11 protein-coding genes are annotated in these 18,079 nt (G+C 64.1%); all 11 read right to left on the bottom strand.

Annotated elements, in window-relative coordinates; all coding sequences use genetic code 11:
- Positions 1-14: 14 nt before the first annotated feature.
- From PPRO_RS09030 to PPRO_RS09080, 11 genes are read right to left on the bottom strand one after another with little or no spacing between them, the layout of a single operon-like run.
- Entirely contained in the window at positions 15-2,393 is a 2,379-nt protein-coding gene (locus tag PPRO_RS09030) for a baseplate J/gp47 family protein (RefSeq protein ID WP_011735702.1), read from the bottom strand.
- Positions 2,390-4,834, bottom strand: coding sequence for a baseplate J/gp47 family protein (locus PPRO_RS09035; protein ID WP_011735703.1), 2,445 nt, complete (start codon positions 4,832-4,834; stop codon positions 2,390-2,392). The genes PPRO_RS09030 and PPRO_RS09035 overlap by 4 nt, the downstream gene beginning before the upstream one ends.
- Positions 4,831-5,208, bottom strand: coding sequence for a GPW/gp25 family protein (locus tag PPRO_RS09040; RefSeq protein WP_011735704.1), 378 nt, complete (start codon positions 5,206-5,208; stop codon positions 4,831-4,833). Before PPRO_RS09040 ends, PPRO_RS09035 begins: the two co-directional genes overlap by 4 nt.
- Positions 5,205-5,546, bottom strand: a complete 342-nt coding sequence (locus PPRO_RS09045) for a hypothetical protein (protein WP_011735705.1) — start codon at positions 5,544-5,546, stop codon at positions 5,205-5,207. Before PPRO_RS09045 ends, PPRO_RS09040 begins: the two co-directional genes overlap by 4 nt.
- Positions 5,547-5,548: 2 nt before the next feature.
- Positions 5,549-6,127, bottom strand: a complete 579-nt coding sequence (locus tag PPRO_RS09050) for a phage baseplate assembly protein V (protein WP_011735706.1) — start codon at positions 6,125-6,127, stop codon at positions 5,549-5,551.
- A gap of 1 nt (position 6,128) precedes the next feature.
- On the bottom strand, positions 6,129-7,187 hold the full coding sequence (locus PPRO_RS09055) for a phage late control D family protein (RefSeq protein ID WP_011735707.1): 1,059 nt from the start codon (positions 7,185-7,187) through the stop codon (positions 6,129-6,131).
- On the bottom strand, positions 7,184-7,474 hold the full coding sequence (locus PPRO_RS09060; protein WP_011735708.1) for a hypothetical protein: 291 nt from the start codon (positions 7,472-7,474) through the stop codon (positions 7,184-7,186). Before PPRO_RS09060 ends, PPRO_RS09055 begins: the two co-directional genes overlap by 4 nt.
- Positions 7,475-7,495: 21 nt before the next feature.
- On the bottom strand, positions 7,496-8,266 hold the full coding sequence (locus tag PPRO_RS09065) for a hypothetical protein (protein ID WP_011735709.1): 771 nt from the start codon (positions 8,264-8,266) through the stop codon (positions 7,496-7,498).
- A gap of 2 nt (positions 8,267-8,268) precedes the next feature.
- The gene (locus tag PPRO_RS09070; protein ID WP_011735710.1) at positions 8,269-14,934 is read right to left on the bottom strand and encodes an eCIS core domain-containing protein; all 6,666 of its coding nucleotides are present in this window, start codon (positions 14,932-14,934) and stop codon (positions 8,269-8,271) included.
- A complete protein-coding gene (locus tag PPRO_RS09075) occupies positions 14,931-16,799 on the bottom strand; it encodes an ATP-binding protein (protein WP_011735711.1) in 1,869 nt (622 codons plus the stop codon). Before PPRO_RS09075 ends, PPRO_RS09070 begins: the two co-directional genes overlap by 4 nt.
- Positions 16,796-18,076: a DUF4255 domain-containing protein gene (locus PPRO_RS09080; protein WP_011735712.1), complete on the bottom strand. Its 1,281-nt coding sequence runs from the start codon at positions 18,074-18,076 to the stop codon at positions 16,796-16,798. Before PPRO_RS09080 ends, PPRO_RS09075 begins: the two co-directional genes overlap by 4 nt.
- Between the last annotated feature and the right edge of the window lie 3 nt (positions 18,077-18,079).

Below are 18,079 nucleotides of genomic sequence, written 5' to 3' on the forward strand. Positions count from 1 at the left end.
TGCTGCATTCCCGCTCATCCGTTGATCCCGTTGATGGCGATGCCGAATCCCGACATGCCCGGCTCACCGAAGTCCCAGTAATGGCCGGCCGGCGGCGTGCGGACGGCGGCGCTGAACAGCGTTCCGTTGAAGCTGACCGAGCGCACGTCAGTCACCCCTTCCACGTCCATGACCGACTCCAGGAGCCGGCTCAGGTACACCCCGCCGTCCGGTCCCAGGCGCTCGGGGCGCAGCATGCCGTTACCCGCCGCGTACAGCGGCTCCATGGCCCGGGCCGCCACGTCGGCTGTCTCGTAACGCGGGTCGACGATCAGCTGCAGCGCCAGAGCAGCCAGCTGGGGCACTGCACGTTCCACCGTTATGGCCGCATCCGGTTCGCTCAGCTCGCGCAACCGGGCACGGATCAGGGGGAGGAGCTGACTGTCGCCGATGTAGTGGATCAGGGCGGCCGGACGCAGGCCAGCGCCGTCCCAGCGCCAGGATACGGCAACCCCCCTGACCCCGGCAACTGCCGCGGTCGCCGCTGCCAGATCGGCCAGCGACACGGCCCTCCCCAGCAGCAGGGCGGAGCGGGGCGCATTGGCGGCCAGCTCGGCGGGCAATTCGGCGTCGGCGCCACCAAAGGCGGAGAGCGGGTTACTCACCTGTCGCAGCCCGGCAATCGGCCTGGCGAGTTGGTTGATGCTGGCGGCTGGCGGCTGGGCCGCTCCTGCGCCGAAACGGTAGTCGGCAACGATCCGGCTGGCGCTGGGGGGGCGGGCGGCAGGGCCGACGGTGACGTAGGTCTCTCCGTCGTCATCATGGCGCACCACATACACCTGATCGGTGGATGAACAGCCGAAGAAGCTGGGCACCTCCCTCCAGAGCACGCCCCCCACCCGCAGGGAGAGGCTGCTGACCAGGCCGGAGCTGGTGGCGGCGCTCAGGTAGGTGAGCGGTTTTTTGGCCAGTTTGAAGGTCTGGGATGGCCTGGATGCGTCTCCCAGCCCCAGCAGTTCTCCGCTGACCGACTCCCCCCGTGACACGCTGAGCACGTTACCCATGAGCTGCACCGGAGCGGCCAGGGACCTGCCCCACGCCGGGTTCATGTCCACTGTGGCGCAGCGAGCAGCCGTATCCAGGCTGCCGCTCACCTGGACAGCCTCTCCGTGGCCATCCCGGAGCAGCATGCGACTGACCGGGATGCGCGGCCCATCCGTCAGTCCCGGCAGGCTGAGCTCATCGCCCTGGGAGAGAACCTGGCCGCCGGGCTCCAGAACCCTGGCTGCGTCGCTTAAGGAGTGGTAGAGCGTTATCCTGGCCACATCGGGCGATGACCAGACCAGGGCACTGTCCAGGGTGACACTGGTCACGGAGATGGCGATGTCCGGGCTGACCAGGGTCCGCTCCACCGTGTCGTCGCTGTCCCTGACCTGGCTTGTGAGGGAGGAACACAGCACCCGCCGGCCGACGCTCACCGCCGTTGCTCGGCGCGCCTCCAGCGCCTGGCCCATCTCGAACAGCAGCGCTTCCCCTGGCCGCAGGGGGACCTGGGAATCCAGCAGCAGCGTCCTGCCGCCGGTGCTCCCCGTGCCGTCGCCCCCCTCCCTCCCCTGCCAGAGCCGGGCGGAGTTGCCGGGCGCCAGAATGCGCAGCGAAGCGTAGGTGGCGCCGGCGGGCGGTGAGACAGGGGCCGTGAAGCGCAGCTCCAGGGGAGGAGTGCCGCGCCCCCGGGACATGGTTGGCTGGATGCTCAACACCCGGCAGCACTGAAGTTTTCCGTCGAAACTGAGCACCAGCGGATCACCCGCCTTCAGGCGGCAGCTGCCTGGCTCCACCTGCAGACGGTCGAAGGAGGCGCTGAGGGAACGGCGTTGCACCGGCGCCACGCTGAGGCGGTTGATGCGCGGTTCCAGTATGGCCGACCGGGTCAGCTCGAACAGCTGGGGAGGCTGTGGGGTCAGGGAGGCGTCCAGGAACGAGCCGCTGCGGAAGGCGGTGCTAGACGGGAGAGTCACCAGCCGTGTACCGTCCGCCTGGGCAGCCAGGAGCGCCTGGGCGGCCACCGCCGGGCGGGGGCGGTAGCCAAGCAGCGCCACCAGTCGGCGGGACGCATTGTTCAGGGTTGCCGTGGAGAGATAGCTCTCGCCGGATACCAGGGCATCGTAGAAGCTGACCACATCGGCCAGATAGGCGCCCATCTCCACCAGCATCAGTCCCAGATCCTGGCTGTCCCGCGCCCGCCAGCCGGCCAGGGAGGGCTTGCGCCCCATGGCTGCCAGGAGTGCCAGTCGCCAGTCGCTCATCAGCCCCAGGGCGCGGGCCTGGTGGAAGAAACGTTCGGAAAGCCCCGCCGCGATGGACGGGGGATTGGAAAACAGGGCCTGGTTACGGTTGCAGCAAGAATCGCTCATGCCCCTCCCTCCATGACCAGGGTGACCGTACCCTGGTCCGGCGCCAGCCGGTCGTTGGAGACCTGAATCATCTCATTGTGCTCCACCCTGAGTATGAACTCGCTGAAGGGGCGCCAGCCGAAGCGACCCCGCCGACGGACACGCACGCCGGAGACGGCCCGCACCCCCGGAACCCTTTGGACCGTTGCCATCAGGGCAGCCCGGGAGAGGGGCGTCCCGAAGCTGAACCTATCCGGATCGAAGAAGCCGCTGCCCTGGCCGTTGCCGAACAGGGCCTGCAGCACCCCCTCCCGGACCTGGCTCGCCATGGCATCTCCGGCCACGCAGATGTGCAGTTCCAGGTCGATGGAGGCGTAGCGAGGCTCGAGCACCCTGACCTGGCGTCCGGCCTGGCGGACACGGCCGGTCACCAGTTCCAGTTCCCGGAGCTGGGGACCGGTGAGCTCGACACCGCCCCGGGGATCGGGGGTGACGAACAGGGTGGGCCAGCTGCCGGTCCAGCGCATGGCCGAGCCGGAGCGCTGCAGCCAGGGGAGTTCGCGTCTGGCGATCAGGTCGAAATCCTCCGGCCGCACCGCGCTGTGCAGGATATTCCTGAAAGCCTGGGGGGCGTTGATGCGGATGGATTCCTCCGTTTCCGGATCCCTCCCCCCCTCGGCTGGAAGGGGGTTGCTCACGGCGACCACGAAGGGAAGCGAATCTTCCGGGAATCGGGTCAGGGTGTCGGCGGCCACGTTCATCTGCCTGCCGTTGCCCAGGCGGTACTCCACCGTAAAAACCGAACCGTCGCTGGGCTCCATGCCGAACTCGCCGTCACCGAAGCGGATGGTGCTGCCGTCATTGGTGGCGTAATCGTGGAACTGGAACTGCCTGCCGGAGCGCTGCACGTCGAACACCGGGCGATAGCTGCCATCCTCCAGGGTGAAGACCTTGGCGTGGCCGGATGCGGTCGTCTCTCCCACCAGCTGGGGGAGCCACTCCCACGGGCCGTCTCCTTGCCGCCTGACCAGCAGCTCCGGCCGCGACAGCCGGTCATTGTCCGGGTCGGGCAGCCAGACCAGCGGCAGGCTCTCCGATCCGGGTAGCGAATGGAGGAACCTCACCCGCTGCGAGTCGTTATCACCAGCATCGTAGCCCAGGCAGGAATTCGGCCCCACCCGTTCGATGGCAGGGGGCAAGGCGGCATCGGCTCCGTCGGGGTCGGCAGGGGGGCCGATCCTGAAGCTCGTGTTCCTGGTTTCGCCCGACGTGGCCGGCAGCAGATTGCCGTATACCACCAGCGTGGTCAGGTCCAGGGGCCAGGGGGTGGCTTGTTCCCACCTGATCTCGGTGATTTCAGTCGGACCGTCCAGAGGGTCAAGGCCGTCCCGGGCTCCGCCGAAGGGAACGCGCACCATCAGGCGGCGCTCGGGCTGATCGGGGGTACGGGGATGGGTTGCCAGCAGGATCCACTTGCCCCCCGAATCGATGGCGTCATCGGCGTCGAAGCAGGAGGCATGATGCCCCTTCAGGGTTAGGGAGTTGCTGCCGGCGGGGAGACAGGTGTCGTCCTCGTCCCAGATATGGGGATAGAACCGGTTGCGGCGACTGGAGACGTAAAACTCCCTGCCCCTGTCCCGCAGGCCGTGGCCGACTTCGAACAGCAGCCGGGCATCGGCGTCCCCCACCGCGGTGCCGCCAGGCAGAGGCCATTCCCCGTCGCCATCCTCAGCCACGGTGATGTTCAGCCAGGCCCGGGCGCCGCTGCCGTTATCGACAGAATAGTCCACCAGCCGTGCCAGGTGGCGCAGGGAGCGGCGCTGGCTGGCGCTGTCGAACTGCACCTCGCGGCTGATGCGGTCCTGGGCATAGGCGAATTCGTCACCCAGGGCGCTCAAGAGTTCCACCATCACCATGCCCAGATCGGCTTCCAGGCGGTCCTGCCAGTCGGGGTAGCGCTGGGATGCGAAGTCCAGCAGGGCCTGGCGGAAACTCCAGAAATCGCGGGCGCGGTAATCCACCGGAAAGTCCACCCGCTCGCCCACATCCCCTGCCTGTTCTTCGGACACACAGTCCAGGTCGCTGTCGCAGGCGGCCTTGAAGGAGAAAGGGATATCGTTGAAATAGGGGTCGAAGGCCGGATGGTCCACGAACAGCCGGTAGCGGCCGAAGCCCCCTGGTTCGGCCACCTGGAGGCCCACGATCCGGCGACCATGCTCCAGCCCCACGGCAGGCAAGGGGGACAGCACCCTGACCTGTTCCGGCCGCCCCCCATCCATGGATCTGATGCTGATCTGCTCCGCGTGCAGGCCGTTCAGGCTGTTGAGCAGCCCCGCAGGCAGCGGCGATTTGTGGTGCAGATAGAGCCACAGCTGGCGCTGGTCAGGGGAGACGCGGACGAAGTCGATACCCACCAGGGAGTCGGATCGCTTCAACAGGTCGATGCGGTTGGGGGCGCTCATGGCGTCACCTGCATGTTCAGGTACTGGCGTTCGCCCCGGGCGCGCACCACGTATCCCACCCGAATTTCAAGGCTGCTCTCCACCGGTGTGACCGACACCTCGAAGACGGTGATGGCGTTGGAGAGCCATCTGGTCAGGGACTGGTGGATAATCGTCCTGGCCAGGACCGCGGAGACCTCGCCCCCGGGCGCGAACAGCAGTCGCCTGATGCCGCAGCCGAAATCGGGGCGGTTGATGCGCTCGCCCGGCGAGGTCATCAGGAGCTGCATGACCAGCTGCCGGATGTGCTGGTTGAAATCGCTCTCCCGTGCCAGCCGGCCGCGGGAGGCGTCGATGGAAAAGGGATGGCGCAAACTGGTGAATGGAATGCTCATGAGCTGCTCACCTTTGGTTGTGTGCTTGAAATAACCACGCTCCCCTGGGGGACCTGTTCCGCTGACAGGCAGAGCCCGACGCTGGCCGTCGACAATGTGGGCTGGCCGTTGACCGTGGCGCGCAGGTCCGTCACCAGCCACTTGACCGTGACGCAGGGACTCGGCTTGGTGCCCGGACCCACCGGGATCTGGAAGGGGCAGCCGCTGATGGTGAAACTGTCCCCTGCCAGGGCCAGGGGGGCGCCGTCGGCGGTCACGCCGCTGTTGGAGGATGTGATGCTGACCGTGCCGCCGTGGGGGCAGGTGAGAACCGCTGCGGTTGTCAGTGAATCTCCCATGATCAGATCACCTTGAATGCCCCGCTGTTCACGGAGACGCCGCTTGATCCGACCTCGATCTTGCCGGGGGAACTCTCGGAGACCACGCCGCCAGAGCCGACGGAATGGGTGGCTCCCCCCGCCTCCACCACCACATCGCTCCCCCAGGTCACCTGCGCGTCGCTGTCGTTCTTCACCAGGATCTCGCCGGCTGCGTCGTCGACCCTGATCTGGGCCGTCTCGGTTTGCAGCATACGCACGTCCGGGGCCTGGGCATCGGAGGGGAGCTCATTGCTGCCCCAGAAGCACCCCACCCAGATCGGCTTGCCCGGGTCGCCCCCCTCGAACTCCACCCAGACGCCGGCGTTCAGCGGGGGCATCATGAACCACCCCACCTGCGGCCCGGCATAGGGGACGCAGGGCCAGGCCCAGGCGGCATCGTCGCCATGGATCTCCGGCACCCGCACCTTGATGCGGCCGGCATTGGCCGGGTCCCCCTGATTGTCCACCACCACGCCGCGGTACTTGCCGTAGGCGCGGCGCGGGAAACCCTCCAGCAGGGCCAGGCGTTCCTCTATCTCCAGAAGTCGCTCCGAGTCCATATCAGCTCCATCCATTGCGCATGAGATCCATGGTCATCAGGTGGTCGTCGCTATCGATGCGATGCCGCACCCGCGACACCAGGTAGCTGCCCGAGTGGCGCGATCCCACACCGTCCAGCGTGACCACGCTGTTGGGCCGCACCACTCCCCCCAGTCGGGAGAGCCTCCCTGTGGCGCGGGCGGTCACGAACCAGCCGCTCTCCATCAGCAGTGCCTCGGCGCGGGCCTGCAGGTCGGCCTGATCGCTGACTGGAACCGCCAGCTGTCTGATGCGCGGCTCACTGACCAGATCGGCCAGGGAATGGCTGGCCATGCAGGGAAGCGGCGAACGGTCGATGCTGGCGTCGTTGGGGGAGAGGGAGACCAGGTCCAGCTGACGGGCGCTGACCGCCGTGGGGCGATCCACATCCCACAAAAGGGAGAGCTCGTCCAGGTTGGCCGCCCCGGCCCTCAGCGACAGGGTCAGGGAGGGGCGCTCCCCCTGGGGCGGCTTCTGGAAGTGCGCCGTTACGGCCTGGCCGCTGGAATCGTAGCTAAGCCAGAACCAGTAGCCGTTGCGCCGCGCCAGACGGTAGATCAGCTCCAGGTCGCTCTCCCGCTGCACCAGGCTGTGGCTCGTTTCGGCATGCACGCAGCTGGTGGCCTCGCAACGGGGGATTAGGCCCTGGCTTGAGCAGATCTGCTCAACCATCGAGGAGTCGGTCACATCGCTCCAGACGCGGCAGCGCTGTTCGCGGTTCAACAAGGAGCTGCGGTCCGCGCCGCGCACCACCAGGGCCGAACCGTCCCCTCCCGTACTGTACTCCACGGACTGCTGCAGGACCATGCCGCTGATCAGGGTCTGCTGCTCTCCTCCCGGTGCCACCTGCAGCACCACCTGCGCATCCGGCCCAAGCTCCCGGCTGTTCAGCAGTTGGAAATCTCCGCTCTTCAGGTTCAGGGTATAGCCCAGGGAGAAGGTGGCGGGCCGCATGCCTCCCTCGTCGATGGTCACCAGCTCCGGCTGCGGGAAACCGGCTCCTGCTGAACCGTTCGCGGAAACAATGGCGCCGATGCTCATGAACCGGAGCCCCCCCTGGTTCTGGCCGGAATCGCCAGTTCGCGCAGCTCGGTCAGCACTTCCGCGGTCATGGCGTCGTTGATCTCGGCCAGGCGCCAGTAGCCGGCCGGATCGGCCAGGTAGCGGGCGGCCAGATGATCGGGCCGCTCCCCCTGTCTCCGCACATGGATGCCGGCCAGGACCTGTAGCGGTTGCGGAGCAGGCGGCACCACCTCCACCTCACGGCCGCGGGAGTCAGTCAGATGAATGTTGGAAAGGCCGGCGTAGCGGCTCTTGGGGTCGAACATGGGTTCCTCCTGCGGTGTGCGTCAGATCGGCAGCATGCCGATGATGGATTCGGCGCTGTTGGCCAGGTTGGCCGTGGCCAACACCTTCTTCTGGGTACGGGTGAAGCTGTAGCACCCCTTGGCAATCTCCAGCGCCGCTTCGCTGGATGGATCCCCCTCCAGCGCCTTCAGCTCCTCCAGGCTGAGCACGTTCAGCCCGATATTCGCCTTGGCGCGCAGGGGATAGAGCGTGGGCGAGTACTGCTGCTCCTCGATGGAGAGAGTGGTTACCCGCACCGGTACGATCCTGCCCGGTCCCCAGAAGAAGAGCACGATGGGCACCCGCTTGGGCGTGGTGTCCGCCCCTCCCGCCCCGCCCCCCAGGCTCAGTCCGCCGGCAGAAACGGAGATGCTGGCCATGCCCCCCAGCAGTCCGCCCCCCTCCTCGGGCGGATACATCAGCATCTCGATGGCTGCCAGACGGTCGGCGATGCCGCTGACCATGGCCAGCGGGTGGGACTCGGGATGCTCCAGGGCGTCGGTGGCGTCCAGTTCCAGCGCCAGGGAGAAGCTCTCCTGGGGGTCGCAGGGCTGGGAGAGGCTTGCCCCCTTCCCCTGTCCGCTCTGGTTTGTCACCCTCCCCTCGGCCGTGACCTGGGGAGACGGCTGGAAGGGGGTCAGGGTGCGGGTCATGCTCTCCGGGTTGTACTGGAAAACGATGATATTGGGGATCGGGATCAGCATCGGCGCGCCGAAGTAGATCAGTGCCCCCTTGAGCAGCCGGGGCGAGCGTGAGTAGCCGGTGGTTGACATGGTTACATCTCCTTGAAGCCGAAGGTACCTGACTGCAACGTTTTTTCGGTGTGCTTTTTCACCTCTGCCTCGAATCCTGAGGCTAGTGCCGTGGGTTTGTAGTCCGACATAGGCTCCCGCGTCGTACCGCTGATATTGAAAAATTTCGATTCGGTAGCACTCATCACCGCTGAGGTGTAGTAATCCATTTCCTCACGATTCAACGCTGCCATGAGTTTCTTCAACATGGTAGTACGCATCTCCGTATACGTCGTGCAGGCGGCGGTGAATATGGCCGTGCTCAGCATCTCTTCGGTAACCGGTACGTTTCCCACCTCGGGGATCTTGGGTGTGACGATCGTTTCTCCCGAACCGGTTGGGTTAGAGGCCGCCTTGATCGCCTTGAGGCCTTCATCGCTCGTGCCGCTCACAATCGCCGCATAGGGGCCAAGGTGCTTCAAAAAGTCGCCATGGACGGCGGCCCCCTGACTGGCACCCCCCTCATCCTCGTCCGCTTTTGCAGAAATATGCACGTTGCCCAACTGGTGCGTATGCTTGGCAATCAGAATGGCCGGCATGGTGCCGCCGCGATCAGGCATGTTGTTACCGATCTCGATACGATCGCCACGTTTCCCCGGCTCGCTGGTGAGTGCCTTCACCCTGCTCCCGCTCGGATCGATATTGGGATACAGACAGAGCTTGTGGGGGAACGGACGATAATTCCCCTTGGCATTATCGAGGTACTCCAGCAGCAGATACTGGACCGTGTGGTGCGATGCCCGGTCCTCCCCATACTGATTGCCGGGCGCTTTTCGCTGATTGTAGAATCCGAGCCGCAGCCCTATCTGGCCATGGATGCCGACGGCGGATTGGGGATCGGTCTTTACATACTCGGACCAGGGTGGGATCTTGTCCGACGGCAACGCCTTGCCAATGGGGGGATTGACATATTCCTCCACCAGGTCCCGGACCTTCTTGGAAAACGCGAGGACCGTCTTCCCCTTGATCTTTTTTTTCTCGTAGATCCCCGGACCGGGTTTCAGTCCGAGCAGGGCAAGACGCGATTTGGCCTGGTAAAGGGGGCGTTTGTCGGCAGGGATCTTCGGAAAACTGTTGGTGATGAAATAGTCCCACAGCGAGTGGTCGCCACCGAGCATGGGAAGGTGGAGGTGGTTCAGTTTGAGCAGCGAAAAGGGGTGGGACGCATCAATCTTCTTTGTCGGCTTCCCTCCCCCGGCCGCCTTCTCCAGGTTGAACTCCACATCGACGTTCACACCGGTACGGGCAAAGAGATACTCTTCCAGCAGCACCTCCAACCCTCCAATATCCAGGGTGAAGACTTCCTGTTGCGGCTTTGACGAGGACTTGCCTTTTGCCGGCTTTTTCCCGGAAATGGAGGCGCTGATCAGGTTACGCACTTCCCCTTTGACAACCTCCCGCTTCAACCGGTTCTTGAGCATATGGGCTATGAGGTCTCCCTGGATCTCCTTCTCACGGAACAGCGTCGAGAATTTTACCACCGATCCCTGCTTGCCGGCCGCGGCAAGGGCATCGACAAGCCGTTCACCCAGGGAATCCTTGATAGCGTCGGCCGCCGCCGCGAGTTTCGCCGCGTCCGCCGGAATCGTTACATTTTTTTCAACATGTTCGATCAACTTGGCCGGATCGCCCATCTCGCCGAAAAACTTCACCACGATATCCTTGAGAGCCAGTTGCACACCGATGGGGCCGCACGGGGTAATGCTGCGGGGACTTCCGGACGGCAAACCGGTTGCCCTGGCAAGGGTATCCGCTTCGGCCTCGGCTCCGCGCTCAACCCTGACGCCCCGGCCGGCACGCCCATCTACCGGCCTGCTGTCGTGACGCATACCCAGGGGGCGCGGACCGGTCTGCTGCAACACATGTGTAAGTTCGTGGCGAACAACCTCTTCCCCTTCGCCACTGGAGGTGGAAACTCCCGAATCCAGATAGACGTGGCTTCCGGATGTGGCGGCAGTGGCATTGATTCGTCCCAGCGCATGATCCACCGTTTCCCCACGATGGAGACGCACATGGGAAAAGTCGTGACCGAAGCCACGGGCAAATCGCTCGTGCTGGCCCGCAGGGAGCGGCATGCCGTGCCCTGTGGGCCAGGGCCCAGCAACTGTACCGGCCATCGCCCCCGGAACTGCTTTTAGCTGAAGTTCCGGGGTTTCGGGGAACTCATCGCCGGAAAATCCCATGCTGACCTGCTGCGGCATGATGGGTGACAAACCTGTGAGAAAAGGGACTCCGCTGATGATTCCGTGCATTTCCGAGGCGATGTCCCTGGCGGCGGCATGCAGATAGGGATCCATATGACCGCGAATGGTGGTGCGCCAGACAACGTTCGGATCGATCCCCGCCTGCTTGAACTCCTTGGCCACCAATTCCCCCAGCTTTGCCCACGCCTTGTCGATACCAGGCAGCTTGCGCGCCTTCATGGCTGCCCGGTATTTCAGCGGCAGATGATCGGCGAACAGGTCCATGCCGAACAGTACCAGTTCGTTCATGGGGATGATCTCGTCCGGTAGATGATACGCGGAGAGGGTGGCAATAAGTTCGTCCACGCGCCGGTAGAGATCCTGGACCTGGACAAGGAGGTCGGTGGCGGATGCGGTTGGATCAAGCTCGCGCAGGTTGAGGAGTTGCAGACGATAGAGGTTGTTGACGATGGTGCGCAGCACAAGCGCCACCCACGGTGTCCCCTGTACCCAGAGCGCCGTTTTCCGTACCGGCACGGTGAATGTGTCATGCAGCCGGTCAACCCCCTGGGCAATCCCAACCCCGGCATGGGCAATGCGGCTGAATATCCTGAGTGCCGACCGGCCGCTCTCCGGCGACCCGGTGTGAGCAAACCGTTTCTGTCGCGAAAACACCCCCACCGGAGAGAGGACAGTTGCCCAGGAAGGCTTCATGCCGAACAGCAGGAAATCCCAGAGCGCTTCCACCGTAAGCGTTTTCTTGAGTCGGGTAACGGCCTGATCGAACAGCTTTCCCACATCGCCATCGAGAGCCTGTTTCAGCTGCCCGTATTCGGGACTTGATACGAACTGCATGACCGCCCCGGTAACCTCTGCGGCCGCCATGGGTCCGGCCAGTTCAGGAAAAGCGACTTGCAACCCCAGGGTGATAAAACTGGCCGACTCCTCCAGCACCACCTTCAGATCCCCCAGTTGGCGCATGACAACCTGCATGTGAACGGCATAGGTAAGCTCGGACAACAATCGATCATCCGTATCCCTGACGACGACCTCCTGCTCACTTCCTTCCCCCACCGTGCGGCGAATCCTGAGAAGCGGCTCTCCCGTGGGCGAAAGGTCCTTTTGACCGTCTCCGTCTTTCAGTTTCGATGCGCCGAGGCTCTTGGCATCGGACCAGGCAATGCCGCTGATCCCACCCGCAAGGCCGGGAATGAACTGAAAATCCTTCAGAACCGCCTCAAGGGTGTAGGTAATGCCGTTGACCGTAAACATCGCCGAGGCATCGCCGGCCGAAACCGGATATCCCCGGTCGGGGACGAACAACTGGTTCCGCGCCGCGCTCCCCCCCAGAACGGTCTGCTGCTGAAACTCCTCCGCCGTCTTCTTGAACTGCTCCGCCAACGCCTCCAGCTTTTTCACCCGGCCACCCAGGTCTCCGACATTGACCGCAAGCATTACCCGCCCCAACTCGGCGCGATTGGCGGGATTCTTTCCATACACCGCGGCACCGACAAGCAATTCGTACAAGGGGAGCACAACATCCAGACGCTCGGTCCCCCGGAGTTCGGCCAAACCGAGCAAAACTTTCTGCGGGCCAAGCTTGGCGTACAGGAGATCAGCCAGTTCAAGCATCAGGGCAGTAGCCTGTAACTCCTGATCCTGTGCCGGCTGCACCTCTCCGGCAAACATCAGGATCAGTTCAACCGCTTCCGACGGCTTGAACATCGTGTTGAGGCGACGTTTCAAATCGCTTGTGTCGTATGCCGTCAAGGTCTTTTTGATACGGGGAAGAAATGAGCGTCTCCGGTTGCTGGTTGACCGGCGCAACTGGAGCGCAAGCCGGTTCCATTCCGAGTCCAGTTCCCCCCTGACAAAACCGGCGAAATCGGGGACATTGGCCCCTTTGAGCCCGATCGCCTCTTGAAGGCGCTTCAACCACGGCCACGGGTTTTTGAGATTAGGTTCGCCAACTGCCTCGCCGTTTTTGAGTTTCAGGTTGAGCACCTCGGGAATGATCGCAAGACGTTCAACAAGTTTCGACATCCCCGGCACGATCCACATCACGTATCCGCCGCGGTGGGCTTCCCGCTCCATGGGAGTAACGATGACATCATCGGCCGTGGCAAGGGCATACAACTTTTTGACAACCGGATGATCCGGCGAAACAATCTTGCTGACATCTTTCGCATCACTGTCGGCAATGTACCGGATCACGTTCTCGGGAGGTACGCTGAAACGCTGCGGCGGGTGGAAATCTTTCAGGCCACTCATCGCCTCGTTTATGACGGAACGTTGCAGATCGAAACGTCGCTCACGGGTGCCGGTTGTCGAATCGGCCGTATTGAGCAGGTCGTTCAACGTATCTGCCAGCGAACCGTAATAGAGGGCATAGGTGAAATCGACCAGCTGGCTGCCGGTGAGGGGGAAACCGGCGAATCGGGTCGGAAACTGCTGCCGGAACTGTTCGAGGTCGCTTCGCAGATCGCCCGTATTCCGCCGCTCAAAATCTCCCAGCAGGGCGATGTAGCTCTTTTTTAGGCCGAGTTCTCGCCCCAGCGCCACTCGTGCCGCGGCAACCTTCAGTTGTTCCATGCCGAACCAGGTGGCAAACGTGAAAAGCAGTTTCGCCATCTCCACGCGATGTTTCAGCGCGCTGTCGCGGGCAAGGATGCGCTCGCTCTCATCTTTTGCCGCCGGAGGTTTGTACTGCGCCACATGGTCGCGCAATTCCCAAATCAGCTTCAGGGCAAGGCCGGCAACGAGTTCAGGCGGCAACGTCTCTGTCTCCTCCGTCTCTGTCAATGCTTTTTTCAGCATCCCCGGCAGGAACGAATCGACAAAATACGCCGTCATGTCCAACTGGCGGACGCCGGCCAACAGGCAGGTACGATACTGCGCCGGTGTGGGGAGAGCGCCACCGGGAAGGGCAAAGGCTTGACGTACCGCACTGATCAATTTCTGCTCGACAGGCCGCACTTCCTTGATCGACTGCCAGCGTTTCGGCAGCTGCTCCCGGAGTTCGTCGGCGTGTTCTTTCTCCTCGCTTTTGGTGTCTCCGGGGAAGATCCGCTTGAAGAGGGATTCCATTCGTGCCCAGTATTCAGCAGCCTGCTTCGCGGCTTTGGCAACCTTGGGACCCACGGAGGCGGCAAGGACGATTACTTCGGGCTCGGAACCGGCAATTGTGGCAAGTCGGGGCAGATAGGCCGGATCGGTGAAAGCCGAAATCAGCTTGATCATCTCACTGGCAATGATCTGCCTGCTCTTCACCTTGCGCAATTTGTACAGCAGAACCCGGAACGGCAATTTTCGTAGTGCGTCGAAAACGCGCAATGCACCGAGGGCCAGGAACTCCTTTTCGCCGGCCCTCAACGGTTCCCGCCCGTGCGCCTCCCTCAGTGCGGCGTCGATGGTTTCGTTGAAACGCATCTGTGGATCGAGATTCAGCGTTCCCCGCGTCGGGCCGTAGAAATTCATCTTCATGACCTGCACGACCATCCAGGGGTAGTACTTCTTCCCAACCGGATGGTTCTCCAGATAACGGACCACCCATGATGCGTCAGTGGCGCGCATCTTGGCTGCATAGTAGGCATAGAGCGGCAGGGCGGTCGTGTTCGGCGGGGGATCGGCACCGAAAACACCAGCTGCGGCATCAAAATTCCCCACAGCCTTGAAGAGATCGAAATAGAGGTGGCGAAGAACGCTTGAAGACGTCCCCTTATTCGACAGGGCATAGGCATCTTCGATGGCCTGAGCGGCCGCGGCATCGCTTTTGCCGGCAATGGCTTTCCGCAGAAGAGCCGCCTCGGCCTTTACCGATGCGTCGCTGCTGCGCGATTCATGAAAGCGTATGACGGTATCGACGTCGGTGAGCCGCTCCTTTGCCGGTTGCAGCAGGGACACGACATCGGAGAAATAACTTTCGATGCGGGTCAGACCGACATCGAACCCTTTGAGCAGGTCGTCCTGGCACTGCACATCACCGACGCCAACCCTCTGCTGGACACAGTGCCGGCCATTGTGGCCAGCAACCGCGGTCTGCTGCAGCACATGGCCCACTTCATGGGACAACAGTCGACGCCCCTCCTCGCTGGCATGGTTATACCCGCCGGGAGAGAAGAAGATATGCCCTGCCGACGTAAATGCTTTGGCATGAAGCGCTCGGGCAGCTGCCGCCGCAGACTCGTCCCGGTGAATCCGCACCGCCGAGAGATCGGCGCCAAAGGCATGTTCCAGCTCGGTACGAATCCCGGTGGCCAAGGGTTCGCCCGGGCTGGAAGGGAGGGTAAAACCGGCCGCCGGAGCCGGGGTAAGAAAGCGGGAGAGCCCGAGTTCGCCTGCCACGAAACGATGTGACGCATCCTCGGCCTGGCGCTCGTGGGTAGTCCGGCTGCGCATCGCCGCGGATGTCCGTTTGGCCTGGACAGCCTTGAGCATGGGGCTTTGGCGCTGGGCAAATCGCTTCATGACCCCCCCTCCAGGACCTCGTCAAGGTCGCGCTCCGAGAGCCCGGCCCCGTCCTTGGCCAGTTCCCGCGCCAGGATCCGCCCCAGGAGCCGGGCATCCGGCCCGCTCCCGGCGCGTCGGGAGACGAACAGGGCCGACAGGGCGGCGTTTTTGATCTGGGCCCCGGTGGCCTGGATGGTTGCCACCCGTTTCAGATCGTCCGCCAGCAGGTCAGTCTGCTCGGCGCCGAAGAGCGCGCCGACGGCGTTGTTCCAGATCAGCAGCCGGGCAACGGCATCGGGGCGGGGGAAATCCACGATATGGCGGATGCGGCGGATGAAGGCGGGATCGATGTTGGCCTTCAGGTTGGTGGCCAGGAGCACGATGCCATCATAATTCTCCAGAGCAACCATCAGGTGGCTCACATCCATGTTGGCGAAACGGTCCTGGGCGTCGCGCACGTTCTCCACCCGTTTACCGTACAAGGCGTCGGCCTCGTCGAAGAAGAGCAGACTCCGCCTGCTGGAGCGTGCGGAGAGGATCCTCTGCAGGTGCTGGGCCGTCTCGCCCACCCACTTGCTGAGCACTGCCGACAGGTCGATGCGCAGCAGGTCCAGCCCCAGTTCCGTTGCGATAACCTGGGCTGCCATGGTCTTGCCGGTTCCCGGCGGCCCGGCGAACAGCGCCACCAGGCCACGCCCCTGGGGATAGAGCCGCCGCGCCTCGGACTCGGCCCAGAGCCTGCCGCGTTCGCGGGCCTCGAAGGCGATCTCCCGCAGGCGATCTTCCACGGGAGGGGGCAGCACAAGATCCTCCCAGCGGAAGTTGCTGTCGAGCTTCTGGGCCAGCCCGTTCAGGTCGTCTGTCGGGGAGAGTCGCAGACGCCGGCCAGCGGTGGCCGCGTCGGGAGGTGTGGTTGCGGCCAGGTTCAGGATCTCGCCCAGCTGGAGCTCATGGCGTTCGGCCAGTTCCCTGAGCTGTGCCCCGGGCCAGGAGGCTGCCTCCGGCAGTGCGTTGAGCCAGAGCTCCAGCCGCTCGTCGGCAGAGGGGGCGGCGAGCGGGATAGGCAGGTCATTCACCCCCTTCAGGGGGGCAAGGGGAGTACCGGCGATAACGAACTGGACCGGGAACGGGACCATCTCTCCCCTGCCGAATTCCGCGGCATCGCCCGATTCGGCCAGCAGGGCAACCCGATCCAGAAAGGCCTGGCGCTGCACCCTGATGGCCAGTTCCCTCCCTTCCTCACCCTCCAGGACGCCTTTCCCGATCCCCATCAGCGGGAGGGAGAGGTCACGGGCCACGCAGGCCGCGAAACATTCGCCAGCCACCCGGTCCTCCGTCTCCAGCATAATCCGCCAGCGCATCCCCTGGCGCAGACCGCTCCTGATCCTGGCCGCCGTGTGCTCCACCGGCCATGAGGGGAGCTCGGCAGCCGGGGCAACGATGCTGACCCGACCAACCAGATCCCGGTCAAGTTCGCGATCCCCCTCCAGCCAGCTGATGATGCGCGGATCCAGTGAGAGTGCTGCATTGCCGTCCAACAGCCCATGCTCCTCCAGGATGCGCCAGGCCAGTGAGGCCCCCTCGCTGGGCAGGCGCACCCGCGGCGGGTGACCGAAGAGCCCCGACACCATCAGGGGCGTCACCTCTCCGCAGCTATGGTTCAGGAAAAGCTCCCGGCGCAGCTCCGGTGCAAATGCCAGCACCCAGAGCAGGGCGATGGCGTCGCATTCCAGGGGGGAGAGCCCGAAGAGCTCGGCCAACTGGGAGAGGCGACCATCCGCGGGCGGATCATCCGGCCGGGGGCCGGGCGTGTACAGACCGGTGACCAGCGCCTGCCATGCGGCGCGCTCCCCCCGGCCTTCCCTGTCCAGCCTGGCCCTCATGGCGCCAGGACCCACAGCGGCGCGGATTCGCTGGAGCGGACGATCAGGCGTAGCGGGATCCAGCTGCCGGGAAGAACGCCAGGGGGAAGACGGAAACTGATCCTGTCCGGTGGTGAGGCGAGGAACTGGCCCGGACCTGGTGACCCTGTCACGCGCTCCATGCGGTCGGAGCCGATGAAAAGCATCAGTTCGGCTCCGTTGATGGCCGACGGGTCGAAGCCGTCAACCCTGATGATGCCGACTCCGGCGGAGAACTGGACATCAAGGATAGGGGGAACGATGGCAAGCGGAAACTCGTTGGAGTCGCTATCGAAGTCGCGCCGGCTGGCGTCGGGCAGGGTGCGCCGGACGGTGGTGCGGACGGTGACCCCGTAGAGTCCGGGGAGGATCGCCTGGCTGCCGGCCTGGGGACGGGCTGTGGCGGTGAGCAGGGAACCGTTGCTGGTCAGGTTCCATGAGGCGTCCGCCTCCACCGGATCAACGAAGTCGCGGTGGTTGATCAGAAGCCTGGTGAAATCTCCCTTAAGCTCTGATCCCGCTATCTCGAAGATCCCCCCAAAGGGGACTTCGGCGGGGGAGAATTCCAGTTCACGGGGAGCGCTTTCCTCGGGCAGAGTGAAACTGACCCTGTTGCTCGTCCGGTCGATGACCGGCAGGCCGCGCAGGAAGGTGTGCACGCCGACGCTCAACACCCGGTTGCGTCGAACGCGCGGCTCGTCCGGCTCGATCAGGGCGGCGCTCACCTCGTAGTAGGCCGCCAGCCGGGCAGCCTGGGTTCCCGCCTGCCAGTAGGTGGAAGCCTCTTCCACCGGCGTGGGCCTGAGCAGGATACGCAGGCGGTTGCCCCGCCCCCGCAGGGCCGGCGGCATGACCAGACGGGGGGAACCGGCCGTCTCCACGGTGGTGCTGTCGTCGATGACCGGATAGTCATGCAGGGTCTTGAGCGCAAGCCCCATCAGCAGCTGATCGTTGTAGGTGCGGTCGTCGATGCCGGTGGCGCTGCTGCGGGGACAGAGCACATAGTTAAGGGTGATCCCCATGGGAAGGTAGCGCAGGGGGACGGCATCATCCACCTGCCAGTCCTGGGACTTGGTGTGGGGGTCTTCCCTGATGTGGTAGAGATAGAAACTGAGGGCATGGTCGCCGGTCACCAGGTCGGGCGGAGCCGGGGATGCGATCAGCGTCGCGCCGCTGGGCCACTCCTGGTAGCGGGGGAGCCGCGTATCCAGCAGTGAAAGGATCGTGCGGGTTATCAGGCTGATGTTGAGAAGAGCCATGCT

Origin of the sequence: Pelobacter propionicus DSM 2379, assembly GCF_000015045.1 — a bacterium.
Lineage (GTDB): Bacteria > Desulfobacterota > Desulfuromonadia > Geobacterales > Pseudopelobacteraceae > Pseudopelobacter > Pseudopelobacter propionicus.